Here is a 22,753-nt window from a genome sequence, read left to right as displayed (position 1 = left end):
GAAAGTCTCCGGGGTAAGGGACAGGTGTTTGGTGGGCAGGCAAGAATGCCTGCCCCACCAGGAAGGCAGCGATCAGTCGCCCCAGCCGGGGCTCGCGTGGACGAGCGGGCCGAGGTCGAGCGTTCCGTTGGCGGCGACCGTGACGCGGTCGCCGAACCGGCCGGCGGCCCCGTTGCGGTAGCCGACCTTCTCGTGCCACACCACCACCCGCCACTCGCCGGCCGGGGCGCTCGGGATGGTGAAGCGGCCGTCGGCGTCCGTGACGGCGAAGTACGGGTGCTCGAACGCCCGGACGTGGCCCTGGACCCACGGGTGGATGTTGTCGCGGTACGTGTCGATGCCCCGAAGCGCCGGCACCGGGCCGGTGGCGTGCGACCCGCCGCCGGGCAGCAGCACGTTGAAGTTCGCGAGCGCGTCGTCGGCGGCCGGGTCGAGCGCGGCCCCGCGGTGGTAGTTCACGTTGAACGGAACCTGCGTGGGGTTGCGGAACGTCAGCCGGTCGCCGGCCCGCACCGCCAGCACCCGCGGAGCGAACCCGTCGGCCCCCGCGGTCAGGTGGTGCTCGCGGGGCGTCGGGTTCGCGAGCGCCGGGTGGACGCGGTCGGCCGGGAACGCGGCGGCCGGGTCGTCGGTGTCGGGCCGGAGCCAGACCATCGCGTTCGCGATGCCGCGGGTCTTCGGGTCGATCGACACGTCGCCGATCGCCGCGCCGCCGAACAGCTCGGGGTCCTTGGCGAACCCCTCCGCAACGAACCGCACGCTGGGAACGTCGCGTTCCTGTGGAAACACCGCCCGCCCGGTGACCGTCACCCATAGCGACCGCCCGGCCACTCGCGGTGCGGGTGCGGCTTCAGCTTCGTGGCGAGCGTGCAGCGCCTGCGACGGCGCGTCGGCCGGCGGCGCGTTGCTCGTCAGCCCGAGCCCGAGACCCGCGACCGCGAGCAGCGCCACTGCCGCGAGCGCGAGCTTCGCGCCGAGCGTGCCGCGAACGGCTGTCGCGGCGAGCGTCTTCGCAAGAACCGACGGCTCGGCAATGCTCGCGATCAGTGCTTGCGGCACCGCGGCCCGTGCCGACGGCGCGAACGCGCCCGCAAGCAACCCGCCGGCCAGCGTCGCGCCGCGGCGGGTGAGCCGGGTGCGGAGGAGTTCCTTCCCGTGTTCGAGCCGCCGGCGCAGCGTGCTGAGGCTCCACCCGAGGTGCCGCGCCGCTTCGTCCTGGGTGCGCTCTTCGAGGAAGCACGCGACCAGCGGCTCGCGGTACGGTTCGGGGAGTTGGGCGAGTTCCTCGTCGAGAACGCGCAACAGGTCGTCGAAGTCCGGGGCGCGGGGCTCACCCGGCGGCCGCTCGACGCCCGCGAGTCGCTTGTGGCGCTCCTCGTGCCGGCGGGCCGCGAGCCCGACCCGCCGGGCGACGCCGAACAGCCACCCGCCGACTGACGCGGCCCCGGCCGCGCGCTCCGGGTTCCGGGACAGCACGAGGAACACGGCCTGGAAGGCGTCTTCGGCGAGTTGCGCGTCGCGGACGGCCCGGCGGCACACGCCGTACACCATCCGGGCGTGCCGGCCCACGAGTGTGGCAAAGGCCGATTCGTCGCGGTCGGCGGCGAACCGTGCGAGCAGCGCCTGGTCGCCCTCGGCGGCGAACGCGGCGGTCAGCTTGGCGGGGAGGGTGAGACGCGGCATCGGCGGGGCTCCTCTACCCGTATCATGTCCGCCCGCGGGGAAAGGTGTTCAGAAATTTCGCGCGAGAAGGCCGCGAAGCGATGGCCCGCGGACGACGCGGATGAACGCAGGAGGAAGACCGATCAGGCCGCGAGCGATTTCTCGCCACCACGGTCTTCTCTGATCCTCTTGATCCGGTCTTGGTTCCGCGTCGTCCGCGTGCCATCGCTTGGTTCTACCCGCCCACTACCCCCGCAGCGAGGAGCGTCAGGATGACGGCGGCGAGGGCGAGGCGGTACACGACGAACACCGTCATCGTGTGGAACTGGAGGAACCGCATCAGGAACGCGATCGCGAGGTAGCCCACCGCCGCCGACACGACCGTGCCCACCGCCAGCGCCGCGACGGCGTCGCCCGACGCGAACAGGCTCACCGGCTCGTCGGGCTTCGGGGCGGCGAGCTTCTTGTACTCGTCGAGCAGTTCCTTCAGCCCCGCACCGAGGATCACCGGCAGCGACAGCAGGAACGAGAACCGGGCCGCGGTCGCACGCGTTAGCCCGGCGAACAGCCCGCCGGAGATCGTCGTCCCCGACCGCGACCCGCCCGGCATCAGCGCGCACGCCTGCCACAGCCCGACCCACAGCGCCTCGCGCCACGTCAGGTCGGCCTCAACCTTCGCGGCTAGTCCGAGCCGCAGCCGTCGCGCCGACCACCACTCGGCCGCGGCCATCAGCAGTGCGAACGCGATCGACACCACCGCGATCGACGGCAGGTTGAAGAACGTCGCCTTCAGCCACTTCTGGAGCGCGAACCCGACCGCCACCGCCGGCACCGTGCCCAGCACGATGAGCCACCCGGTCCGCGAATCGGGCGTGCTGGCGAGCGTGCGTGAGCGCACGTCGCTCCACAACCCCGCGAGCAGGCGAGCGACGTCGGCCCGGAAGTAGACGAACACGGCGGCGAGCGTGCCGAGCTGGATGACGACGGTGAAGGCGTCTTCCGGGTGCGCGTGGCCGAGCAGCTTGCGGGCGACGAGCAGGTGGGCCGTGCTGCTGATCGGCAGGAACTCCGTGAGCCCCTGCACCACCCCGAGGAGGACCGCTTCCCACACCGACATGCCTGCCTCCGGGCCGCGGATTCGGTATGATGATTATCGGGATCGTCACACCGGAACTCGCCATGCGAACGCGCCTTCTCGTTCTACTTCTGTCACTCGCGGCCGTCGCGTTGTCGCCCGCCGCTGCACTCGCCCACGACCTGCGGCTGGTCGTGAAGCTGCCGCCCGACGAACCGACCGTGGTCGTTCTCGAAGCCGGGTTCGACGACGACGCGCCGGCCGAGGCCGCGACCGTCACGCTCATCGACGCGGAGCAGTACATCATCGCCGAGGGCAAGACGGACGAGCGCGGCGTGTGCCGCCTGCCCCGCCCCGGCCCCGGGAAGTACACCGCAAAGGCCGTCGCCATCGGGCACCGCGACCGCGTGCCGTTCGAAGTGGTCGGCCCGGCCCCGGCGACCGCGGCGGCCCCTGACGCCGCGCCGACCGAGTACCGCGGGTGGCGGCCGGACCAGACGCTCGGCCTGTGGGTCGGCGTCGGCGGGCTCCTGCTGGCGTCGGCCGCGTACTGGTGGCTCCGTGGGCGAAAACGTGCCCCAGTGCTTCCGCACCGGGCTAAAGACGCCGACCCCCTACGGGGGTGAAGAGCACCAGTCCCCGGTTCCGGGTTCCCGCCCCGGAGGGGCCGGCGTCTTTAGCCCGGTGCGGAAGCACTGGGTTCTTGTGGCTCTGTGGTTAAATTCCCTTCCGTGATGCTGCTGACATTCCCCCGCACCCCGCGTCCGGGGTAGACTCCACCCCGTTGCGACGCACACACTCCAAAACACCGCGGCGCAACCACTCACAACCCAGAGCCGAAGAGGGGGCTTACGATGGCCGAGAAGGAAAAGGACAAGCGGGAGGGTAAGGACAACAAGGAACTCAAGACGGCGCTCGCGGCCATCGAGAAGGAGTTCGGTAAGGGCGCGATCATGTCGCTCGGCGACATCAACGTCGACGACATCGAGGGCATCTCGACGGGGTCGCTGTCGCTCGACATCGCGCTCGGCGGCAAGGGCCTGCCCCGCGGCCGCGTGGTCGAGATCTACGGGGCCGAGGCCAGTGGCAAGACGACCGTCGCGCTGCACGCCGTCGCGCAGGTCCAGAAGAACGGCGGCGTGGCCGCGTTCATCGACGCCGAGCACGCTCTCGATCCGACGTGGGCCAAGCGGATCGGCGTGAACCTCGACGAGTTGCTCGTCTCGCAGCCGGGGTACGGCGAAGAAGGCTTGCGGATCGCCGAGATGCTCATCAAGTCCGGGGCGGTCGACCTCATCGTCGTGGACTCGGTCGCGGCCCTCGTGCCCAAGAACGAGATCCAGGACAGCGAGATCGGCGACACGAAGGTCGGGTTGCAGGCCCGGCTTATGAGTCAGGCGATGCGGATCCTGACGCCGGTCATCAACAAGAGCAAGACGTGCCTGCTGTTCATCAACCAGATCCGGCAGAAGATCGGCGTGATGTACGGCGACCCGAACACGACGACCGGCGGGCTGGCGCTGAAGTTCTACGCGAGCGTGCGGATGGAGGTGAAGCGGGTCACCCACGTCAAGGACGGGGACGAGACGATCGGGGCCGAGACCCGGGTGCGGGTGGTGAAGAACAAGATCGCCCCGCCGTTCCGCAACGCCGAGTTCGAGATCCTGCACGACCGCGGGATCAACTACGAGGGCGACCTGCTGAAGCTCGCCATCGAGGACGAGCTGATCGAGAAGGCGAGCGGCGCGCGGTTCAGCTACAAGGGCCAGCAGATCGGCCACGGCGAGGCGAACGCGGTGCAGTACCTCCGCGACAACCAGGCGGCCCGCGAGGAACTCGCGGCGGCGATCCTGGAGAAGCGGAAGCCGAAGGCCGCCGACGCCGCGGAGCTGGAGGCCGCCGCGAAGGAGGAGGCCGAGGCCGCCGCCGCACTCGCCGAACTCGGCGAAGCGCCCGAGGAGCAGCCCGCGAAGAAGAAGCGCGGCAAGGCCGCCGCCGAGAAGCAGGCCGAATAGAGAATCGATTACAAGCGATGGAACGCGGATGACGCGGATGAAAGACAGGATTGAGTACCGATCAGACGAGACCCGTTCTTGGAACTGAGGCCTCGTCTGATCTTCTTTATCCTGTCTTTCATCCGCGTCATCCGCGTTCCATCGCTTCCGCTGCTCGAACAAGGAAGTTCGCATGTCCGCCAAGCGCTCGCTGTTCCTCGGAGCGGCCACGAACTGGGCCGCGTTCGCGCTCGCCCTCGCCGTCAGCTTCTTCCTCGCCCCGTACCTGATCCGGCACCTCGGCGACGGCCGCTACGGCGTCTGGTGCGTCGTCGAGTCGGTCCTCGCGTACTTCACCCTTTTTGACCTCGGCATCGCGGCGTGCCTCGTGCGGTTCGTGGCGAAGTTCCACGCGACCGGCGAGCGAACCGAGTTGAACAAGCTCGTCTCGGCGTGCCTCGTCATCTTCTCGCTCGCGGCGCTCGGGGTCCTGGTGATCGGCGGCGCGGTCACGCCGTTCGTCGCGCCCGGCCTGGAGCGAAAGCTCGGCGAGGCCGGCGACGTCGCGCCGTTCATGCTGCTGATGCTCGCGAACCTTGCCGCCACCCTCCCGCTCAGCGTGTTCCCCTCGATCCTTGACGGGTTGCAGCGGTACGCGGTGAAGAGCGCCGTGCGGCTCGCGTTCCTGTTGCTGCGGGTCGGCGGGATCGTGTACGTCGTGGAGACGCGGCCGGGGCTGTGGCCGCTCGCGGTCGTGTTCACGGTCACCAACCTCCTCGAACACGCCGCAATGGCCGCGCTCGCGTTCCGCTTCCTCCCCGGCCTGCGGCTCTCGCGCCGGAGCGTGGACCGCGAGACGCTGCACCGCGTGAAGGGGTACAGCGTCGACGCGTTCCTCGCGATGCTCGCCGGGCGGGTCACGGTGCAGACGGGCGCGATCGTGGTCGGCGGGTTCCTGACGGTCGCGGCCGCGGCGCACTATGCGATCGCGGCGCGGCTCGTGGAACTGGCGAAGAACCTGCTCCGCTCTGCGACGACGACGCTCACGCCGGCAATCAGCGAGCGCGAGGCCAAGGGCGACCTCGACGGCGTGCGCTCAGTCCTGTTGAACGCGACGAAGTGGGTGCTGTACCTCGTGCTGCCGATCCACCTCGGGATGCTGTTCTTCGGGCGGCCGTTCCTGACGCGCTGGGTGGGCGGCCCCGAGTACGCGGACTACTGCTTCCCGGCGGTCGCGGTGCTCTCGGCGACGCTGACGATCGGCGTCGCGCAATCGGTGGCCGCTCGCATCCTCTACGGCATGGGCAAACTGCGCCTCTTCTCGCGGCTCGCGCTGGTGGAAGCCGGTGTGAACCTCGTACTGAGCCTGCTATTGGTGGGACCGTTCGGGCTGGTCGGCGTGGCGGTGGCGGTGGCGGTGCCGAACGTGCTGTTCTGCCTGTTCGTGATCGGCTACGCCTGCTTCGTCCTCGAAGTGCGTGCGATGCGCTACCTGCTCACGAGCTGGCTCCGCCCGCTGTGTGCGGCCTGCGTCCCGGCGTGCGTCTGGTGGTTCGTGACCCCCGCCGACCCCACCTGGCTCGGCATCGCCACCGGCATCGCGACAGGGCTCGTGCCGTTCGCGCTCGTGGCGGGAGCAGTTGAGCTGGCCCCACAGGTGGCTTCCGTTATCGCCGCGCTGAGGGTAGGCAAACCCCGCTTGGATGAAGTCAATTTCACCACCGATTGACCTCACAAAAGCGGACATCATTCCCGATAGGGCACACAGCACGTCGTAGGTCAGCGTGTGGACCGAGCCGTTGCAGTCGGTGGTGACGTGTGCTACCAAATGGCAAGCACTATCGATGTCACGATCAGCATTATCCCAGCCATCCTAAGACCCCAAAGATAGACACGACTCCGATAATACGCCTCAAGACTGCGCGATCCCATTCTAAGTGCCACCTGGATCTGGTGGTCCTGAATAGGCTTAGCAAAACCCAAAAAAATCACACCAACTGGCAACGCTAGAAAACTCGGGCTACACATTATCAACCCCACAATAATGACTTCAAGGATCGATTTAATCACGAACTCGAGGCCCACTGTGTCAATTCAATAATTGAATGAAGTGTGGGGCGGGCTTCAATTTAGTATTGACAAGTAGTTTTATCTAAAGTTCATTCGGCGATGAATGATTGATATCCTGATTGCAGCGCGGTGGTCCGACGAGTGCCCCGAGCGGTTGCTTCGGCGCGTCTCGGAGCGCGGCCAACATTCTCGCGTGCCGGGCGGCCTCGTCGGTGTCCTGTCTCCCTTTCGGAAAGCCTGTCCGCATAAATGGCTGAAATGAGTAGGTGAATTCCCTCCTCAATTCACACCAACTTCGCCGCGACGAGTGTGCCCAACTCCTCCGGGGTCACGCCGCGGATCAGGAACGTCTTGTTGCGGTTGGTTGCGCCGGAGATCAGCTCGACCTGTGAGCGCTTCAGGCCGAGCCAGTCGCGGAGCAGGTCGGTGAGGGCCGCGTTGGCGCGGCCGTCCTCGGGCGGGGCGGTCACCGCGACCTTCAGCGCGCCGGCCTGCTCGCCCAGAACCGCGTTCCGCTTCGCGCCGGGCTGTGCGCGAACTGCGAGCGTGGCGCCCTCCGCGTGGGCCGTGATCGTGATGGGCATGGCTCACCCCGCCTTTGCGGTGCCGTCGGGGGGCGGTGGGTCGGTCGGTCGGCCCCCGCGGGGGTGGAACTGGCGGTGGATCGCCTTGAGGCGGTCGCGGTCGACGTGCGTGTAGTGCTGCGTCGTCTGGATCGAGGCGTGGCCGAGCATTTCCTGCACCGTGCGGAGGTCCGCCCCGCCCGCGAGGACGTGCGTCGCGAAGCTGTGCCGCAGCGTGTGCGGGCTCACCTTCGCCGGCAGCCCGGCCCGCTTGCAGTACTTCTTCACGAGCGCCCACAGGAAGATCCGCGTCAGCGGCCGCCCGGTCTTGCTCGTGAACAGGTTCGGGGACGCCTCGTCGGGCGAGGAACCGGGGGACTGACGCCCGCCGGTCGTCGCCCCTTCTCCGAGGTACGCGCGGATCGCCGCGATCGCCGGGCGGCCGAGCGGCACCACGCGCTGCTTCTTGCCCTTCCCGAACGCCCGCAGGAACCCCGCGTCGAGGTACACGTCGGCGATCTTCAGGCCCACCACCTCCGACGCCCGGCACCCGGTCGCGTACATCGTTTCGAGGATCGCCCGGTCGCGGAGGAAGAAGCGGTCGCCGGGTTGCGGGGCGTTTAGCAGCTCCTCGACGGCGTGCGGCGGCAGCACCTGCGGGATGCGCTCCCACAGCTTCGGCGAGCCGAGCAGGTCCACGGCCGCCGCGTCGGCGCGCTCTTCGAGCCGCAGGAAGCGGTAGAACATCTTGAGCGAGACGAGGTGCCGCGCGACGCTCGGCGCGGCGAGCTGCTCGTCGTGCAGGAACGCGAGGTAGCGGCCGAGGTCCTTGAGCGTCGGCGTGGTGTACTCGGTGAACCGCACCAGCCCGCACCACCGCACGAACCGGTCCAGGTCGCGGCCGTAGGCCTGAACGGTGTTGTCCGACATCCCCCGCTCCGATTGCAGGTAGTGCCGGAACGCCGCGATGTCGGAGTTGAGTTCGGCGAATGACATGTCGTGCCGGGTGTTGGGAGTCGGGTGTGGGGCGTTGGGAGGACGGCGTCGGGCGCGCGCCACACCCCGCTACCCACCAACCGCCAGGATGCGCTCGATCACCGGCCGCAGTTGCTGGAACGCCATCGCCCGGTGGCTCATCGCCCGCTTCACCTCGGGCGGGAGTTCGCCGAACGTCTTGCCGAACTCGGGCACGAGGAACAGCGGGTCGTACCCGAACCCGCCCGCCCCGCGGAGGGCGTCCACGATGACGCCGTGGCACCGGCCCTCGACCTGCGCGACCACCTTGCCCGTCGGGTCGGAAAGCACCGCCGTGCTGATGTAGTACGCGGCCCGCGCGTCGCCCGTGAGGTTCGCCATCTCGTGGAGGAGCTTGGCGTTGTTGGCCGCGTCGTCGCCGTGGGTGCCGGCGTAGAGGGCGGAATCGACCCCCGGGTCGCCGCCGAGCGCCGGCACGCACAGGCCGCTGTCCTCGCCGATCACCCACTGGCCGAGGACGGGCGCGAGTTGCGTCGCCTTGAGCGTCGCGTTCCCGACGAACGAGCCGGCCGTCTCCTCGACGGGCGGCGCGTCGGGGTACGGCGTCAGGTCGGTTACCTCGACGGGGAGGTCGGCGAGCAGCTCGACCATTTCCCCGAGCTTCTTCTTGTTGCGGCTGCCGAGCACGAGGCGGAGCATGGCGGGACTCCGAAGGCGGGTCACGGACATTATCCGCCGTTCGGGGCGCGGCGGGAATGCGGATCGGGCGCGGCGCGGCGGGGGCGGCGCGAAACTCTGCCTCGCGTTCCGGCTGCGGAAGCTGTGCGGCGCAACTCGGCTGGAACGCGGGGCGGAATTCGGCGAAACTGTCGGCCGCTCGCCCGGGTACAATACGCCGGGGCCGTGGACCGGCCGGAGCGCCGGCGGCCGAGTAATCTTCCGAAAAAGGACCTTTCCATGACTCGTCTGTCCCGCACGCTCCTGGGTGCCGCCCTGGTGGTCGGTGCGCTCGCGTCCGCCCCGACCGCCCGCGCCGCGGAGCCGGACAAGCTCCTGCCCCCCGAGTCCGACCTGGTCGCCATCGTCAACCTGAAGCAGATCCTCGACTCCGAGATCGTCAAGAAGTACGCCCTCGAGCAGATCAAGCAGACCCTCGACGGCCAGGACGCCAAGAAGCTCCTGACCGACCTCGGCCTGGACCCGCTCAAGGACGTCGACACGATCGTGGCCGCGTCGATGGAGACCAAGTTCGGCAACCAGGCCGAGGCCAAGTACATCCTCATCGTCCACGGCACGTTCGACGCCGAGAAGATGTACAAGACGGCCGAGGCCGCCGCGAAGACCAACGGCGACAAGTTCCAGATGGTGAAGGACGGCGCCACCGTCATGTTCAAGGTCCAGCCGGACAACGGCCAGCCGCCGATGTACGCGACCGTGGTGAATGACAAGACGGTCGTCGCCGCCAGCGAGAAGAAGCTCATCACCGCGGCCCTGGCCGCCGACGCCGCGAGCAAGCCGGCCCCGCTCAAGAAGGAACTCGCCGACCTGATCCAGAGGGCCGACGCCAAGGCCTCGGTCGTCGCCGTCTCCCTCCTCAAGGGCAAGCTCGACGAGGTCAAGCTCCCGGGCGGCGGCAACCTGCCGGTCAAGCTCGACAAGTTCGAGAAGGTGCTCCCGGCGATGGAGGCCGTGACCGTGACCGTGAAGATCGGGGCCGACATCAACCTCGACGTGGTCATCGGCATGAAGGACGAGGACGCGGCCAACGACATGCGTAACGCGCTCGACGACCTGATGAAGCAGGTCAAGCCGCTGGCCCAGTTCGCCGGGGCCGCCGACCCCCGCCTCAAGCCGCTGACCGGCATCCTCGAGAGCGTGAAGACTGGCTCGAAGAACAAGGACGTGACCGTGAGCGGCAAGGTCGCCGGGGCCGACATCGGCAAGATCATCAACCCCGAGAACTGACCGCACCGTGAATTGTGATAAACCGACGGGCCGGGGGCAGTTGTGCCCCCGGCCCGTTCGCGTTCCTACCGGGACCCCGCGCACCTCCCGGGTGTGCGAGTCCCGGTTCATCGGGACCGGACCCGGCTCACGTCCCGCAGAACGTCCGGTAGCCGCACTCGTCGGCCGGCGGCTCCTTGAACCCTTCCAGCCCCGGGCGGTCCTCGTACGGCGTCCGGAGGACCTCGACCAACCGGTGCAGCACCGACAGGTCGTCCCGATCCTCGGCGGCGGACAGCGCTTCCTCCACCCGGTGGTTCCGCGGGACGACAACCGGGTTTGCGCTCCGCATCAGTTCGTACGCCGGGCCCCCGGCCGGCCCGAGCCGCTGCTGCCAGCGGGCGTACCACGCTCGGAACCCCTCGTCCTGGTACCGTTCGCCGGCCGGCGGGCCGCCCGCCGACAGGTCGCGGAACGTGTTGGTGAAGTCGGCCCGCGCCGCGTACATCCAGTCCAGCAAGGCCTGGGCCAGTTCGGCGTCGCCGTCCTCGTGGGTCCGCAGCCCCAGTTTCTGGCGCATCCCGGCGAGCCAGTACCCCTCGAACCGGGACGGGAACTCGTTCAGCACCCCCGTGGCCGCCGCGACCGCCTCCTCCGGCTCGGTGCCGATGAGGGGCAGCAGGGTCTCGGCGAAGCGGGCCAGGTTCCACTGCACGATGTTCGGCTGGTTGCCGTAGGCGTACCGCCCGCCGCTGTCGATCGAGCTGAACACGGTGTCCGGGTCGTAGGCGTTCATGAACGCGCACGGGCCGTAGTCGATCGTCTCCCCGGAGATCGCCGTGTTGTCGGTGTTCAGCACCCCGTGGACGAACCCGACGAGTTGCCACCGGGCCACGAGGGCGGCCTGGCGGTCGCTCGTCGCACGGAGGAGTTCCAGGTACTTGTGCGGGGCGTGGGCCAGGTCCGGGTAGTGCCGCTCGACGGCGTAATCGGCCAGGGCCCGCAGGGCGTCCGGGTCCCGGCGGGCCGCGTACTCGAACGTGCCGACCCGCACGTGGCTGGCGGCCACGCGGGTGAGGACCGCCCCCTTCTTGGTCCCGTCCCGGTACACCGGCTCGCCGGTGGTGACGACCGCCAGGCTGCGCGTGGTGGGAACGCCCAGCGCGGCCATCGCCTCGCTGATCACGTACTCACGGAGCATCGGCCCCAGGGCCGCCCGCCCGTCGCCGCCGCGGGAGAACCGCGTCCGCCCCGAGCCCTTGAACTGGACGTCCACGAGCCGGCCGTCGGGCCGGCGGTGCTCGCCGAGGAGGACGGCGCGGCCGTCGCCGAGCATGGTGAAGTGGCCGTACTGGTGGCCGGCGTACGCCTGGGCGATCGGCCGCGAGCCGGGGGGCAGGTCCTGGCCCGCGAACAGTGCCGCCGCGGCCCCCGGCGGTAGGGCGCTCAGGTCGAGCCCGAGTTCGGCGGCCAGACCGTGGTTCAGGACCACGAGCGCCGGCGCTCGCACCTTCGCTGGTTCGGCCGGGGCGAAGAGCGCGTCCGGGAGGCGCGTGTAGGTGTTGTCGAACCGCCAACCGGCGGTGCCGTGTTCCGCAGTCGTAGCCGTCGAAGTGGCCATCGATCCCCCAGGTGAGGCGCACAAAGGCTTCCAGTTTATAGAGGGTGCGATGACGCGGGGGGATTCACCCGGGCGTAGTTTCGCGAGTCGAGAGCCGGCACGGCCCCTTCGCCGCGGTTCCCACTTCGGCGCGACGTGCCCCGTCGCGCACCGGGGCCGCACACGTGAGCGACCGAAATGGGCGGCTCCCATCGCCGGCCGCGGACCGGTCCCGAGCCTGGCGGGGTGCGTTTGGGTCACGCGTACCCTGCTATTGAGTCCGGCGGGGCACGCTGTTAAGTTGCCGCCCCGGCGAACCGCCCCGGGACCGGCTGGACCGGGTGAGCCGTACCTCCACACCACAACCGCGAGCGACCCGCCGTGCGAAAGTTCCTGACCGGCCTCTGGGCGTGCGTGGTCTCGGGCGTGATCCTCTACCTGGGGGTTGGGATCGCGATGTTCTTCTACCGGGACGTGACCGACCGGTCGCGGGCGGGCGAGCAGGCCCGCGCGCAGGTGGCCAAGGACTACCCGTCCGCCACCGTGACGGACGTCACGGTTACGCTGCGGCGGGAGAGCGGGGACGTGCGAGAGTACGCTGTTGAGGCCACCATCTACCTGAGCGGGGAGGCCCGGGTGGCCGGGTTCGTGTCCTCCGCCTGGCACCCCCACTTCCTCCGCTGGTGGCAGCCGACCCAGCAGCACATGGCGGCCAGGGCCGGGTAGCACCGCCCGCGTCGGCCGAGGTTCTGGCCGAAATGTTGCCGGATTGCCCCACACGCCCCGGGCGTCGCACCGGGACCGTACGCTTCCTCGGCGGTGCCAGAGGTCGGTCCTCGTGGTCACCGTCGAGGTCGTTCACGTCTCGGGTTCCCCGGTCTTCGCCCGCCGCGGGTGCGGCCGTCAGAGAACCCGGCGGCCCTGGAGGAGGCGGACCACCACGACCACCAGGATGATGACCAGCAGTAAGTGGATCAGGTCGCTACCCACCGGAGCAATGAACGCCCCCAGCAGCCACAGGAGGACGAGGACGAGGATGACGGTTTCCAGCGCATAGCGGGGCATGTCTGACTCCACGGTTCGCGACTCGGCCGCGGGGTGCGGCATCCGCTCCCTTTATCGCCCCCGCGTCCCGCCTCCGCCCTGGAACCGCGGAAAAGTTGCGACCCCGTCGGACCGCGGCGGCAGGACGGGCGGCGCATGCCGGACCGTCAGCACGGGTTGACGCCACAGATCCGCCATTCGCATTTCGACGCTGTCGTACCCGACTGACTCGCCCGATGGCCGGTGCGGCACGGGAGTCCGGTGTGGTGCGTCCACCGGGCGAGCACTCCAACGTAGTTTCTTCCGGAAGAATGGAATGGTTCCGGACCTGAAACGTTGGTTCCGGACCTCAATAAATGGTTCCGAACGTGGGGTGGGTGAGTCGCCCGGAACCATTCTCGCACCGCACCACAACGACGCGCGACAGCTCATCCCGGATCTGTTGGATGCGTATTGGTCCGAGCCGGAGCGCCGAGCGAGGGTTCACGTTGCTCCTCGCTCGGCGCTCCGGCTCGGACCCGCACCACGGTTCCGGTTCCATCGGACTTGGTATCACCCACTTCGGTCCGGATTCGGGTGGCACGCCCGGACTTCTCGCTGGACCGACCCGCCGACCATCCACCAGGACGAACTGGAGGATCCACCCGCCGTACGGATGACTTGGCGTCGGCAATTGGCGGAGCGACGGCCCCAGGGAACCCGGGTGAGTGGCGGTACGCTGCGCGAGAAGGGACCGTGGCGGGGTCCAATCTGACCGCGACGACCGCGGCTTCAAGAACCGCCCGGGGCTCCCACTTTGTCACCTCGATTCGCTTCGCCCGAACTTGGGTGGACAGACCCGCGGCCCGGTCGCGATGATGGGGGCCGCCCGAGCTCGCGGGAACCGGACCCGCGCACGAGGGTAAGGAGGCCGACGCGATGCACGAGTCGTTCACGGTGGCCGTGGTGGGGGCCGGGTTCAGCGGCGTCATGACCGCCGCGCACCTGCTCAGGGCGCGGGCCGCGGCCCCCGTCCGCGTGGTGATGGTCAACCGCTCCGGCGTGTTCGCCCGCGGCGTCGCCTACGGCACCAACTCGGCCGCCCACCTCCTCAACGTCCCTGCGGGCCGCATGTCGGCGTACCCCGACGACCCCGGCCACTTCGCCCGGTTCGCGAGCGCCCGCGACCCGGCGGTCACGCCGGCCACGTTCGTCCGCCGGTCGGTCTACGGTGAGTACCTCGAAGACACCCTCACGGCCGCCGTCGCCGGCGGAGCGCCCAACGCGCTGGAGCAGGTCGTCGCGGGGGTCCGGTCCGTCGAACCGGGGCCGGACGGCGTCACGGTCACCACCGAGTTCGGCGAGCGCATCCGGGCCGATCGCGTCGTCCTCGCCGTCGGCAACTACCCGCCGACCCACCCGCCGGGGCTGCCCGGGGCGTTCCTCGCGTCGCCGCGGTACGTCCGCGACCCGTGGAAGCCCGGCGCGCTCGACGCGGTGCCCCGTGGCGCGCCCGTGCTGCTCGTGGGAACCGGGCTGACGATGTACGACGTCGCCCTCGACCTCCACGCCCGCGGCGTCCCCGGCGCACTCGCGGTGTCGCGCCGCGGGCTGCTGCCGCGACCGCACGACCCCGCGGTTCCGCCCGCCGAGCCCGCCCACCGGCCGCCGGGGATCGAGGCGGCCGGCACGGTCGTCGCGCTCGCCCGTGCGGTCCGCCAGCAGGTCCGGGCCGTCTCGATGGCCGGCGGCGACTGGCGGCAGGTACTCGACTCGTTGCGACCGATCACTCCCGCGATCTGGCAGCGGCTCGAAGCGAACGAGCGGGCGAAGTTCCTGCGGCACCTGCGGCCCTACTGGGACGTCCACCGGCACCGCACCGCGCCCGAAATCTGGGACGGCGTCGATCGGCTCCGACAGCAGGGCTGGCTCCGGGTCCGGCCGTGTCGGTTGCTTGGAGCGAAGGACGTTGGCGGCAGCGCCGAAGTGAGTTTCGGCCCGCGGGGGACGGACTCTGTTGAGTGTGTGTCGGTGGGGGCGGTCGTGAACTGCACCGGCCCGGCGACCGACGTACGCGCGGCCGGGGACGCGCTCCTCGAAGACCTGTTCCGCCGGGGACTGGCCCAGCCGGACCCGCTGGGGCTGGGGATCGAGGTGGCTGCGGACGGGAAACCTCTGGGCGCGACCGGGAAGGCGTCGCCGGTGCTGTACTACGTCGGCCCGCTGGTCCGGGCCCGCGACGGCGAGGGGACCGCGGTCCCGGAACTCCGCGTGCAGGCCCAGCACGTGGCGCACGCGCTCCTCGACTCGATCGGCGAGCGCCGCGCGGCGGTGTGAGCGTCAGCGGGCGGCCGCGGGCGGCTCCAGAACGGCGGAACGGAGCGCCCGCCACAGCGAGAGTTCGAGGTCGGTAAACGGCCGGTCCGGGGTGTGCCGCAGCGCCACGTCGTAGGCGACGCGGGCGAGTCGGGCGACGAGTGCCTCGGCCTCGGACGGGGTGAGACGGCTATGGGACGCGGTCGCGTGCGCAACCATCGGAACTCTCCAGGAAGAGGTGGGAGAGAAAAACCGCTCGCACCGCCCGGTTCCTGCTCCTCAACAGAAACCGGGGCAGGGCACCGAAGTGCCGCTACCACGCGCCGGGTGCTCTCTCCTTCACCCGGTTGGCTGCGGTGCGAGCGGAAGACGCTGGCGGCCTCAGATTCGGCGAGGCTCGCTACATAGACGACAATCTTCATCGAGATAGTAATGTAGCCTCGTTACTGTTCGAGGTCAACCGCTCCGTGGCACGATTGGCGAACGGGAATCACTACTTCGTCAGGTTGTGGATGCGGGCCGGGCCGGCAGAATTGGTTCGGCAGCGCCACGATCAGAAATTGCGGGTGTAAACCCACCGGGCGGAACCCCCGGCGTTTGCAGTGCTTGGCATACTCCGTGTGCCGCTCTCGGGTGCAGCGCACGGAGTGTGTCTGGTGCTTTTGTTCGACAGTCCTATTCCTACAGCCGTAGAAGCTAGAATTGCCCCGGCGCCCGGAGTGCGTTGGGGGAAGTGGTCACGCCAGGACGACCGGCGGGGCAGGACGTCGCGGAGTGGACGAAAGGACTCGCCGCAGTGGCGGAGCGGATCGGCCGACACTTCACGCGGAGTGAGCCACGCGAGCGGGCGGAGGGCTGCACCCGCGGGCTCGCCGCGGGCCGGGCAGTGACCGGCCTGGAGCTAGTGGGTCACTTGCCTCGCCCGTGGCCATAACTCTCGCTGCGGCTACTCTGGGTGTAACTCACACCAGGAGTAGCAATGTCCCGTCGCCGGAAGGATCCGCTCCGCACGCTGACCGACGACGAGCGTCAGGAACTGACCCGCCTGAGCCGCTGTCGCACCGCCCCGGCCGTCCGCGTTGCACGCGCCGTCATGCTCTTGGCCGTCGCCGACGGCTCCGACCACCAGCAGGCCGCCCGCGCCGCCGGACGCAAGAGTGGTGACGCCGTGTCCCATCTCGTCACCCGGTTCAACCGCGAGGGGTTGGACGCACTCGACCCGCGTCACGGCGGGGGACGCGAACCGACCTACGACACCGCCGCACGAGATCGCATCCTGCGAGAGGCCGCCCGCACCCCGACGCCCGAAGGTGACGGGACTGCCACGTGGTCGCTGACGATCCTCCGCCGGGTTCTGCGTGCCGCTCCCGACGGGTTGCCCAAGGTCTCGACGTTCACCATCGGGCAGGTGCTCCACGGGGCCGGGTACACGTTCCAGCGCACCCGCACCTGGTGCCCGACCGGGTCCGCCGTCCGCAAACGCAGAGCCGGCGTTGCGACTGTCACCGATCCCGACGCCGGTGCGAAAAAAAGTTGATCGAGGACGCCTACACGCTGGGGGTGTCACTGGGATTGGCGGTGTGGTGTGAGGACGAGGCCGGCCCGTTCCAGTCGGTGCCGCACCCCGGAACGTCCTGGCGACCCGAGGGGCATCCGGCCCGCCAACCGCACGAGTACGTCCGCAACGGCACAGCCAAGATGTTGACCCTGTTCCGCCCTTCCGACGGGCGGGTGCGGGTCGAGGGCGCGACCTCGGTCACCAACGCGGTTCTTCACCCGTGGGTGAAGCGGGAACTGACCACCGTCCTGGCCGAGTTGCCCACACCACCCCCGACGGCCGATGCGTCACGAGCCGCATGGGAGCGGTGGCAGATCGGGTTGACCTTGCCGATCACGCTGCCGGAACAACTGCCGGCTTTGCGGGTGCTGTTGGTGCTGGACAACTTGACCGGTCACAAGACTCCGGCGTTCGTGCTGTGGCTGTTCGCGCACGGGGTGATGCCCCTGTACACGCCGGTGGGCGGGTCGTGGCTGAACATGGCCGAGAGCATCCAACGGGTGCTGAAGCGGCGCGCTCTGGACGGAGAGTATCCGGCCAACCCCGGTGAAATCATCGCCCGGTTCGAGTCCGTTGCGGAGCACTGGAACGCGGCCCCGACACCGTTCGTATGGGGCGGCAAGCGGGCCGCCCGGAGGAAGCGAGAACGAGAGCGACGCCACGCGGTGGGGGGGTCGGGAGCCTGCACCCGGCAGCCGATCCGACGGCGTTATGGCCACGGGCGAGGCAAGTGACCCACTAGCTGTACCTGCCCAAGGAATGGGCACAGGACAAGGACCGGCGGAAGGCGGCCGTGCGACGGGATCGCCCGCCGCGAACTGCTCCGCGCCGGCGGCATCGGCGTCGCCGGCCTCACCCTCCCGGCCCTGTTCAGGGCGGAGGCCGCCAACACCGCCGCCCCGGCAGTGACCACGAAGCACGGCACCGCCCGGTCGGTCATCGACTTCTGCACCACTCGGACACGGTCCACCCGTCGGCCCTGTACTGGACGCTGTGCGGGGCGAAGGTCCCGCGGGCGGTGGCGCGGGACTCGGCGACGATGAGCCGGGAGGACCGCCCGCAATTCGGGTCGGTGGCGACGAAGCTGCTCCCGGGCAGCAAGGACCTGCCCGGGTTCGTCATGATGCCCGCGGCGACGGGGCCAAACGGCCCCGAGTGGCCCGGCCAGTTCGCCGGGTTCCTGGGCGCCGCCCACGACCCGTACCGGGTGAACAGCTACGCGGGCGAGCCGAACTTTAATCCCGGCGCGGTCGCGTCCGACCCGACCCTCCCCGGGCCGGATCGAGGCCCGCCGCGCCCTGCTCGCCCAGGTGAGCGAGGGCGCCCGGCACCTGGAGCAGCAGGCCGCGACGAAGGGGCTCGACCCGCACCTCGCCAAGGCGTTCGACATGGTCAGCTCGTCGGCGGCGCAGAAGGCGTTCGACCTCGACGCCGTGCCGCGGGCGGTCCGCGAGAAGTACGGGGCGCACACGTTCGGCCAGCAGTGCCTGCTTGCCCGGCGGCTGGTTGAGGCCGGGGTGCGGCTCGCGCAGATCACCTGGCCCCGGTCGGAACATCGGCGGCCGCGGTGGGCCTGGTACGACACCCACCAGAACGAGTTTCCGGCTGATCGAGACCGACCTGTACCTGGCGACCGACCGGGCGACGAGCCCCGCCGGCCGCCGGCGGCCCCGCGCATCGCCGCCGGCCCCTGGGTGAGCTCCCTCATCGCCAGGGGGCACGAACAATTCTTCGGCCCGGACGGCCTCTTCGAAGGCATCCGGGCCAAGTCGGCCGGCAAGTGAGTTGGGGCAACCGCGTCCGGAGCGCTACCCGTGAAACGGCTCACCGCAGCGGCCGGGTTCGTGGCGCTGGTCCTGTCCGCCGGACCGGGCCTCGCCACGCGCCGGCAGGTGGACCCAGACTACCGGACGTTCGCACCGCACACCCGAGGTGCTCCCCAGCGCGGCGCGGGCGGGAGTGTTTCTCCGGCCCGCCCCCCGCCGCCCCCACCCGACGGAACGACCCGGGGCGGAGCCGTGGACGTGCAAAAGGACCTCTACCCATTCCTCCGCAAACACTGCCTCTCGTGCCACAACAACGTGACGAGGTCGGCAAAGACTTCGCTGACCAACTACCAGGACCCGGCCGCAGTCCGGAAGTACCGTGCCACTTGGCTCGACGCATTACGCTCACTGCCGACGGCTCGATGCCCCCCGCCAACAGCCCACGTCCGCCCGGGAAAGTCGTTGAGCGATTCACTCTGACGGCCCGCCGGGTTCTCAAAGAGAAGTGACGCCTGCGGTTCCGGGCAGGGACGGTGCTCGCGTCGATGGAGTGTTTACTTCACGCACCGGGTTGTGGTGTCAGGAGGAGTTGGGCGATCGCACCGGTGGACGGTACCGCGAGCCTGTCGGACCCAGTCATGCGGGGCCATTCGTCTGTGGAGCGGGCGGCGGTCTGCGGCCCGACCTGGGCCGGGCGTGGGACGTGGCGGCCGGCATGTGCCGGCCGTGGTGGGACTGTACCCGGCCCGGGCGGGCGAGCACAGTCACGACCGGCCCCAGGTCGGGCCGCAGGCCGCCAACGCGATCAACCCGTCCGACGGCCTCGCCACCACGCACGACGGACCCGAGCCGGGGCGGACCGAGACCGGCGCGCCGGCACAATCGGCACGACCGGTCCGTGCCCCGCAATTCCCCACGACCCGGCCGGCCGGCCCATCGACGTTGCACCCGTCGCGTGGCATGATACCTGTACGAACCGCCCAACCGCTACGGACGGCGGCCCCAGGCACGACACCATCGAAGAGGCCGTCCCATGCCGCTCCCCGTCCGGCCCGTGCTCCGCGAGATTCTCGCCAACGACATCGAGCAGTCGACCCAGGACGTCATCCGCAGGGCCCGGGCCCGGGGCGTGACCGCGTCCGACTCGTCCCTCCGTGAGGCCGTGTACGAGGTCAAGGCCGAGCTGCGGAAGGCCAAGCCGAAGCCGGCACCGGCCGCGGCCCACGCGACGAAGGCGAAGACGGAGCCCGCGGCCGACCAGGGCACGGCTGCCGCCGACCCGTCACCGGTCCTGGCGAACGTCGCGCTGGTGAACACGGTCGTGACCGTGGCCGGGGGCGTCGAGCAGGCCCGGAAGGTCGCCGAGGCCGTTCGGGCGTGCGGGGGCGTGGACCCGTTCCTGCTCCACCTCGACCTGGTCGCCCAGGTCCGCGGCACGACCTCGTGATGACCCAGAGCGGGAACGGGCGGGGCCGTCTGGTCTGGCCGGGCACGGCTCGGCCCGGACCCAGGAGCGCGAGAACCCGCGGCCTCACCACCGCGGTGTCCATTTCCTCCGCGGGCCCAACCCGCACGTCAGTGCCCGTCAGCGGGGTGACCGCGTTGGTGGCCAGGGACACGCACCGATCGTCCTCCTCGCATTCCCCCAGAGCCGCTCGTATCGCCGCCTATCGTTTCCTCTTCGTTGAGGATGCCATCGTGTCCGACGCGTCTCTCCGCTCCCGTGCTGGCGCCGCGCCCCGGCGGTGGGTTGAACACCTCGAACGCTTCGCGGCCGACAATCGCACGGTGGTCGTGTGCAGCGCCGCCGGATGGGTGTCCGAACCCAACTTTTACTTGTGGCGGTGACGCCTCATACCGAATCTCATGTATTCGTTTCGATCTGGTGGGGCAGGCATTCTTGCCTGCCTCCAGTCGCGTCCGGAGGCAGGCAAGAATGCCTGCCCCACCAAGGGCAACTGATCCACGCGATTCGGTATCACTCAACCCGTTGCGACGACGGCGATCACTCACCCCAGCCACCGGAGTCGTCGATCGGTGTCACGTCCACTGGGACGCCGTTGAACGCGGCATTCCCGCTCAAGGCGTCGACGGCGAGGGGGTCGGTGATGTCATTCGCACTCGCACCGAGATGACGTGACGCCGGGCGCAGCCGCACACCGTCCCGGGCGTGGCCCCACCCGTGGGGCAGGCTGACCACACCTGGCATGACCTCGTCGGACAGCGCGGCCTCGACCACGATACTCCCCACGCGGGACGTCAGCCGCACCCACCCCCCGTCCACGGCTCCGGCGTCAGCGGCGTCCTCCGGGTGCATGAGCAGCGTGCAGCGGGGCTTCCCGCGTACCAGTCGCTCGCTGTTGTGCATCCACGAGTTGTTACTGCGGAGGTCGCGCCGGCCGATCAGCACGAGTTCCGGTCCGGTTGCCCGCGGCGCGGTCGCGGAGAACCGGGACTTGAGGCGGGTCACATCGGCACGCATCGGTTCGGGGATCAATTCGATCCGCTGGGATTCGTTTTCGCAGTAAGCCGGGTAGCCGCGGCGTCATCGGCCCGAAGTCGATGCCGTGGAGCGAGCGCTTCAGTTCGTTCAGCGTCAGTCCCTCGTTCCACCACCGCCACCCTGCACCGTACGGGCCGAACCGCAGCCCCAGGTCCAGCACCCCCTCCGGACCCAGCTTTCGCAGGGCGGCCCGTCGTGCCTACGCGAGGAAGCCGCTGACCGGGCCGTTCGAGAGCAGCCGGGTCTACACCTCCAAGCTGATCTCCCAGTCGTGCCGCGTATCGGGGCCGGGCGCGAACAGTGCCGGCGAGAACCGGGCCGTGTTGCGAACCGCCAGCTGGCGGTAGGCGAGGTCGTAGTTCTCGTGTTCCAGTTCGGTGGTCGGCGGCAGAATGATGTGTGCGTGCCGCGTCGTCTCGTTCAGATAGATATCGACGGAAACCATGAACTCCAACCCGGCGAGCCCGTCGTCCAGTTGCCACCCGTCCGGACCGGACAGAACCGGGTTGCCCGCCGATGTGAGCATCGCTCGAATCTGTCCATCGCCGGGCGTGAGCGTCTCTTCGCCCATGACCGCGGCCGGCAGTTCGCCGTCGAACTCCGGGAGTTTGCGGACGCGGCTGTGCCACCGACCGAAGCCGCCGTAGCGCGACAGTCCCGCCCCGGTCGGGCCGCCAGTTGCCCGAGGACCCGGTGGCGTTCGCCCGCGGGCTCCTCTCCGGCGCGTTCCGCCCCGAGGACCTGGACCCGCGCCACCCGCACCACACCGGGTGGCTCGCCCAGGTGTGCACGATCCTCGCCACCCTCCCACACGAGTACCAGGCGTGGGAGGAGGGCGCGGGGATCGACGCCGAGGCCAGGAGTCAGGACGCCGCGGGGTTCGCGGCGCTCGACTCGGTCACGCGGCGAGGCTGAGTTCGGTATCGAAGGGGCGCCTTGGCGGTGCAACGCGAGGGTCGCCCGGCCGGTGAGGTGCTGAGTCGGCCGGTGGGCGGGACCGCTCCGGTGAAGGCGGCCACGTTCACCGCGAACGGCCGGGAGGTTCTCACCACAGGGGCCGAACCCGCCGCCCGCCGGTGGGACGCGCGGACCGGAGAGCTCCTCGGCGAGGTCCGGCTGCCCATGGGCATGGCCGACCGCATGGCCCTGGTGCGGTTTCAGTCGCCGGAGTTGCTGGTGGCGGATTCGGCGTTCGGCGGGGCCGAGTTCAACCTGCGGACCCGCAAGGCGCGGCTCTTGGAGCGGAGTCCCTTCGGGGAGGTCGCCTGGGAGGCGTTCCGCTCCGGGGACGGGTGGGCGGTCGAATTCTGGGCCGCCGACGCCGAGGCGCGCCGCCTGAGTCAGGGGCGTATCGAACTCCGATTGGGGCGGGTCGGGGAAGCCGGGCGGCGGACGCTTGTGGCGTTCGAGGCCGATCGAGCGGCGGCGAGTTTCGACCGCGGGCGGGTGCTGCTGGCGTACGACGACCGCGAGGGGGCCCGGCGGACCCTGATGTGCTTCCGCGTCACAGACACGCGCTCGCGGCGGGCGTGGGTCCGCCACCTGCCTGTGGGGCCGGAGTTCACCGACACGTACGAGGACCGGCGCCGGGCGGACTCGTCAAAGGTGGGTTCGGTGCTGCCGGAGTTCGCGGTCCTCTGGGCCCCGGACGGGGCGACGGTGCTGGTCGTGCCTGGCCGCGAGCAGGTGCCGTTCCTGATCGAC

General features: G+C 69.9%; 21 protein-coding genes. 11 read left to right on the top strand and 10 right to left on the bottom strand.

The window, feature by feature from the left end:
- Window positions 1-72: 72 nt before the first annotated feature.
- Entirely contained in the window at window positions 73-1,683 is a 1,611-nt protein-coding gene (locus ACTIGN_RS17725) for a sigma-70 family RNA polymerase sigma factor (RefSeq protein WP_439626195.1), read from the bottom strand.
- Between the two features lie 214 nt (window positions 1,684-1,897).
- The gene (gene uppP, locus ACTIGN_RS17720) at window positions 1,898-2,779 is read right to left on the bottom strand and encodes an undecaprenyl-diphosphatase UppP (RefSeq protein WP_439626193.1); all 882 of its coding nucleotides are present in this window, start codon (window positions 2,777-2,779) and stop codon (window positions 1,898-1,900) included.
- A gap of 62 nt (window positions 2,780-2,841) precedes the next feature.
- On the opposite strand from uppP, the gene ACTIGN_RS17715 reads away from it, so the two are divergent.
- The 3 genes from ACTIGN_RS17715 (at window position 2,842) to ACTIGN_RS17705 (ending at window position 6,460) form a co-directional block, all read left to right on the top strand.
- Complete coding sequence (locus ACTIGN_RS17715) at window positions 2,842-3,363, top strand: hypothetical protein (RefSeq protein WP_439626191.1); 522 nt, start codon at window positions 2,842-2,844, stop codon at window positions 3,361-3,363.
- Window positions 3,364-3,591: 228 nt separating this feature from the next.
- Complete coding sequence (gene recA, locus ACTIGN_RS17710) at window positions 3,592-4,752, top strand: recombinase RecA (RefSeq protein WP_439626189.1); 1,161 nt, start codon at window positions 3,592-3,594, stop codon at window positions 4,750-4,752.
- Window positions 4,753-4,924: 172 nt separating this feature from the next.
- Window positions 4,925-6,460, top strand: coding sequence for a lipopolysaccharide biosynthesis protein (locus ACTIGN_RS17705; RefSeq protein ID WP_439626187.1), 1,536 nt, complete (start codon window positions 4,925-4,927; stop codon window positions 6,458-6,460).
- A 625-nt stretch (window positions 6,461-7,085) separates the two neighbouring features.
- Here ACTIGN_RS17705 and ACTIGN_RS17700 read toward each other — a convergent pair.
- The 3 genes from ACTIGN_RS17700 to rdgB form a co-directional block, all read right to left on the bottom strand.
- Window positions 7,086-7,385 (bottom strand): DUF167 domain-containing protein, encoded by a 300-nt coding sequence (locus ACTIGN_RS17700; RefSeq protein ID WP_439626185.1) that lies wholly within the window; start codon window positions 7,383-7,385, stop codon window positions 7,086-7,088.
- A gap of 3 nt (window positions 7,386-7,388) precedes the next feature.
- A complete protein-coding gene (locus tag ACTIGN_RS17695) occupies window positions 7,389-8,360 on the bottom strand; it encodes a site-specific tyrosine recombinase (RefSeq protein WP_439626183.1) in 972 nt (323 codons plus the stop codon).
- A gap of 69 nt (window positions 8,361-8,429) precedes the next feature.
- Complete coding sequence (gene rdgB / locus ACTIGN_RS17690; RefSeq protein WP_439626181.1) at window positions 8,430-9,038, bottom strand: RdgB/HAM1 family non-canonical purine NTP pyrophosphatase; 609 nt, start codon at window positions 9,036-9,038, stop codon at window positions 8,430-8,432.
- A gap of 258 nt (window positions 9,039-9,296) precedes the next feature.
- Between rdgB and ACTIGN_RS17685 the strand changes: the two genes are divergently transcribed.
- Window positions 9,297-10,304 (top strand): hypothetical protein, encoded by a 1,008-nt coding sequence (locus ACTIGN_RS17685; protein ID WP_439626179.1) that lies wholly within the window; start codon window positions 9,297-9,299, stop codon window positions 10,302-10,304.
- Window positions 10,305-10,431: 127 nt separating this feature from the next.
- On the opposite strand, the gene ACTIGN_RS17680 is transcribed toward ACTIGN_RS17685, so the two are convergent.
- The gene (locus tag ACTIGN_RS17680; protein WP_439626177.1) at window positions 10,432-11,904 is read right to left on the bottom strand and encodes a protein adenylyltransferase SelO; all 1,473 of its coding nucleotides are present in this window, start codon (window positions 11,902-11,904) and stop codon (window positions 10,432-10,434) included.
- Window positions 11,905-12,264: 360 nt separating this feature from the next.
- Here ACTIGN_RS17680 and ACTIGN_RS17675 point away from each other — a divergent pair, with 360 nt between their 5' ends.
- A complete protein-coding gene (locus tag ACTIGN_RS17675) occupies window positions 12,265-12,609 on the top strand; it encodes a hypothetical protein (protein WP_439626175.1) in 345 nt (114 codons plus the stop codon).
- Window positions 12,610-12,786: 177 nt separating this feature from the next.
- On the opposite strand, the gene ACTIGN_RS17670 is transcribed toward ACTIGN_RS17675, so the two are convergent.
- Window positions 12,787-12,948, bottom strand: a complete 162-nt coding sequence (locus ACTIGN_RS17670; RefSeq protein WP_439626174.1) for a lmo0937 family membrane protein — start codon at window positions 12,946-12,948, stop codon at window positions 12,787-12,789.
- Between the two features lie 897 nt (window positions 12,949-13,845).
- Between ACTIGN_RS17670 and ACTIGN_RS17665 the strand changes: the two genes are divergently transcribed.
- Entirely contained in the window at window positions 13,846-15,243 is a 1,398-nt protein-coding gene (locus tag ACTIGN_RS17665; RefSeq protein WP_439626172.1) for an FAD/NAD(P)-binding protein, read from the top strand.
- A 3-nt stretch (window positions 15,244-15,246) separates the two neighbouring features.
- Here ACTIGN_RS17665 and ACTIGN_RS17660 read toward each other — a convergent pair whose 3' ends face one another.
- A complete protein-coding gene (locus ACTIGN_RS17660) occupies window positions 15,247-15,441 on the bottom strand; it encodes a hypothetical protein (RefSeq protein WP_439626170.1) in 195 nt (64 codons plus the stop codon).
- Between the two features lie 760 nt (window positions 15,442-16,201).
- Between ACTIGN_RS17660 and ACTIGN_RS17655 the strand changes: the two genes are divergently transcribed.
- From ACTIGN_RS17655 to ACTIGN_RS17640, 4 genes are all read left to right on the top strand, one after another.
- On the top strand, window positions 16,202-16,759 hold the full coding sequence (locus ACTIGN_RS17655) for a helix-turn-helix domain-containing protein (RefSeq protein WP_439626168.1): 558 nt from the start codon (window positions 16,202-16,204) through the stop codon (window positions 16,757-16,759).
- The gene (locus tag ACTIGN_RS17650; RefSeq protein ID WP_439626166.1) at window positions 16,756-17,514 is read left to right on the top strand and encodes a transposase; all 759 of its coding nucleotides are present in this window, start codon (window positions 16,756-16,758) and stop codon (window positions 17,512-17,514) included. The genes ACTIGN_RS17655 and ACTIGN_RS17650 overlap by 4 nt, the downstream gene beginning before the upstream one ends.
- Window positions 17,515-18,018: 504 nt before the next feature.
- Window positions 18,019-18,564 carry a DUF1501 domain-containing protein gene (locus ACTIGN_RS17645; RefSeq protein ID WP_439626221.1) on the top strand — a complete coding sequence of 182 codons (546 nt, stop codon included), beginning with the start codon at window positions 18,019-18,021 and terminating at the stop codon, window positions 18,562-18,564.
- 1,015 nt (window positions 18,565-19,579) lie between these two features.
- A complete protein-coding gene (locus ACTIGN_RS17640; RefSeq protein WP_439626164.1) occupies window positions 19,580-19,993 on the top strand; it encodes a hypothetical protein in 414 nt (137 codons plus the stop codon).
- Window positions 19,994-20,551: 558 nt separating this feature from the next.
- On the opposite strand, the gene ACTIGN_RS17635 is transcribed toward ACTIGN_RS17640, so the two are convergent.
- A complete protein-coding gene (locus ACTIGN_RS17635) occupies window positions 20,552-21,028 on the bottom strand; it encodes a molybdopterin dinucleotide binding domain-containing protein (RefSeq protein ID WP_439626162.1) in 477 nt (158 codons plus the stop codon).
- A 265-nt stretch (window positions 21,029-21,293) separates the two neighbouring features.
- The gene (locus ACTIGN_RS17630) at window positions 21,294-21,620 is read right to left on the bottom strand and encodes a molybdopterin-dependent oxidoreductase (protein ID WP_439626160.1); all 327 of its coding nucleotides are present in this window, start codon (window positions 21,618-21,620) and stop codon (window positions 21,294-21,296) included.
- Window positions 21,621-21,742: 122 nt separating this feature from the next.
- Here ACTIGN_RS17630 and ACTIGN_RS17625 point away from each other — a divergent pair, with 122 nt between their 5' ends.
- Window positions 21,743-21,964, top strand: coding sequence for a hypothetical protein (locus tag ACTIGN_RS17625; protein WP_439626158.1), 222 nt, complete (start codon window positions 21,743-21,745; stop codon window positions 21,962-21,964).
- Window positions 21,965-22,753: the final 789 nt, after the last annotated feature.

The sequence above is a fragment of the Gemmata sp. genome, assembly GCF_051859125.1.
Lineage (GTDB): Bacteria > Planctomycetota > Planctomycetia > Gemmatales > Gemmataceae > Gemmata.
Note: the sequence above shows the minus strand (reverse complement) of the source record. Positions and strands in the feature narration are given on the sequence as shown.

Excerpts from the sequence above, each read along its gene's own strand:
- ACTIGN_RS17670 (WP_439626174.1), bottom strand. The coding sequence starts at position 12,948 with ATGCCCCGCTATGCGCTGGAAACCGTCATCCTCGTCCTCGTCCTCCTG.
- ACTIGN_RS17630 (WP_439626160.1), bottom strand. The coding sequence starts at position 21,620 with ATGGGCGAAGAGACGCTCACGCCCGGCGATGGACAGATTCGAGCGATG.
- ACTIGN_RS17640 (WP_439626164.1), top strand. The coding sequence starts at position 19,580 with ATGCCGCTCCCCGTCCGGCCCGTGCTCCGCGAGATTCTCGCCAACGAC.
- rdgB (WP_439626181.1), bottom strand. The coding sequence starts at position 9,038 with ATGCTCCGCCTCGTGCTCGGCAGCCGCAACAAGAAGAAGCTCGGGGAA.
- ACTIGN_RS17700 (WP_439626185.1), bottom strand. The coding sequence starts at position 7,385 with ATGCCCATCACGATCACGGCCCACGCGGAGGGCGCCACGCTCGCAGTT.
- ACTIGN_RS17635 (WP_439626162.1), bottom strand. The coding sequence starts at position 21,028 with ATGCGTGCCGATGTGACCCGCCTCAAGTCCCGGTTCTCCGCGACCGCG.
- ACTIGN_RS17680 (WP_439626177.1), bottom strand. The coding sequence starts at position 11,904 with ATGGCCACTTCGACGGCTACGACTGCGGAACACGGCACCGCCGGTTGG.
- ACTIGN_RS17655 (WP_439626168.1), top strand. The coding sequence starts at position 16,202 with ATGTCCCGTCGCCGGAAGGATCCGCTCCGCACGCTGACCGACGACGAG.
- ACTIGN_RS17660 (WP_439626170.1), bottom strand. The coding sequence starts at position 15,441 with ATGGTTGCGCACGCGACCGCGTCCCATAGCCGTCTCACCCCGTCCGAG.
- ACTIGN_RS17705 (WP_439626187.1), top strand. The coding sequence starts at position 4,925 with ATGTCCGCCAAGCGCTCGCTGTTCCTCGGAGCGGCCACGAACTGGGCC.
- ACTIGN_RS17685 (WP_439626179.1), top strand. The coding sequence starts at position 9,297 with ATGACTCGTCTGTCCCGCACGCTCCTGGGTGCCGCCCTGGTGGTCGGT.
- ACTIGN_RS17715 (WP_439626191.1), top strand. The coding sequence starts at position 2,842 with ATGCGAACGCGCCTTCTCGTTCTACTTCTGTCACTCGCGGCCGTCGCG.
- uppP (WP_439626193.1), bottom strand. The coding sequence starts at position 2,779 with ATGTCGGTGTGGGAAGCGGTCCTCCTCGGGGTGGTGCAGGGGCTCACG.
- ACTIGN_RS17725 (WP_439626195.1), bottom strand. The coding sequence starts at position 1,683 with ATGCCGCGTCTCACCCTCCCCGCCAAGCTGACCGCCGCGTTCGCCGCC.
- ACTIGN_RS17695 (WP_439626183.1), bottom strand. The coding sequence starts at position 8,360 with ATGTCATTCGCCGAACTCAACTCCGACATCGCGGCGTTCCGGCACTAC.
- ACTIGN_RS17665 (WP_439626172.1), top strand. The coding sequence starts at position 13,846 with ATGCACGAGTCGTTCACGGTGGCCGTGGTGGGGGCCGGGTTCAGCGGC.
- recA (WP_439626189.1), top strand. The coding sequence starts at position 3,592 with ATGGCCGAGAAGGAAAAGGACAAGCGGGAGGGTAAGGACAACAAGGAA.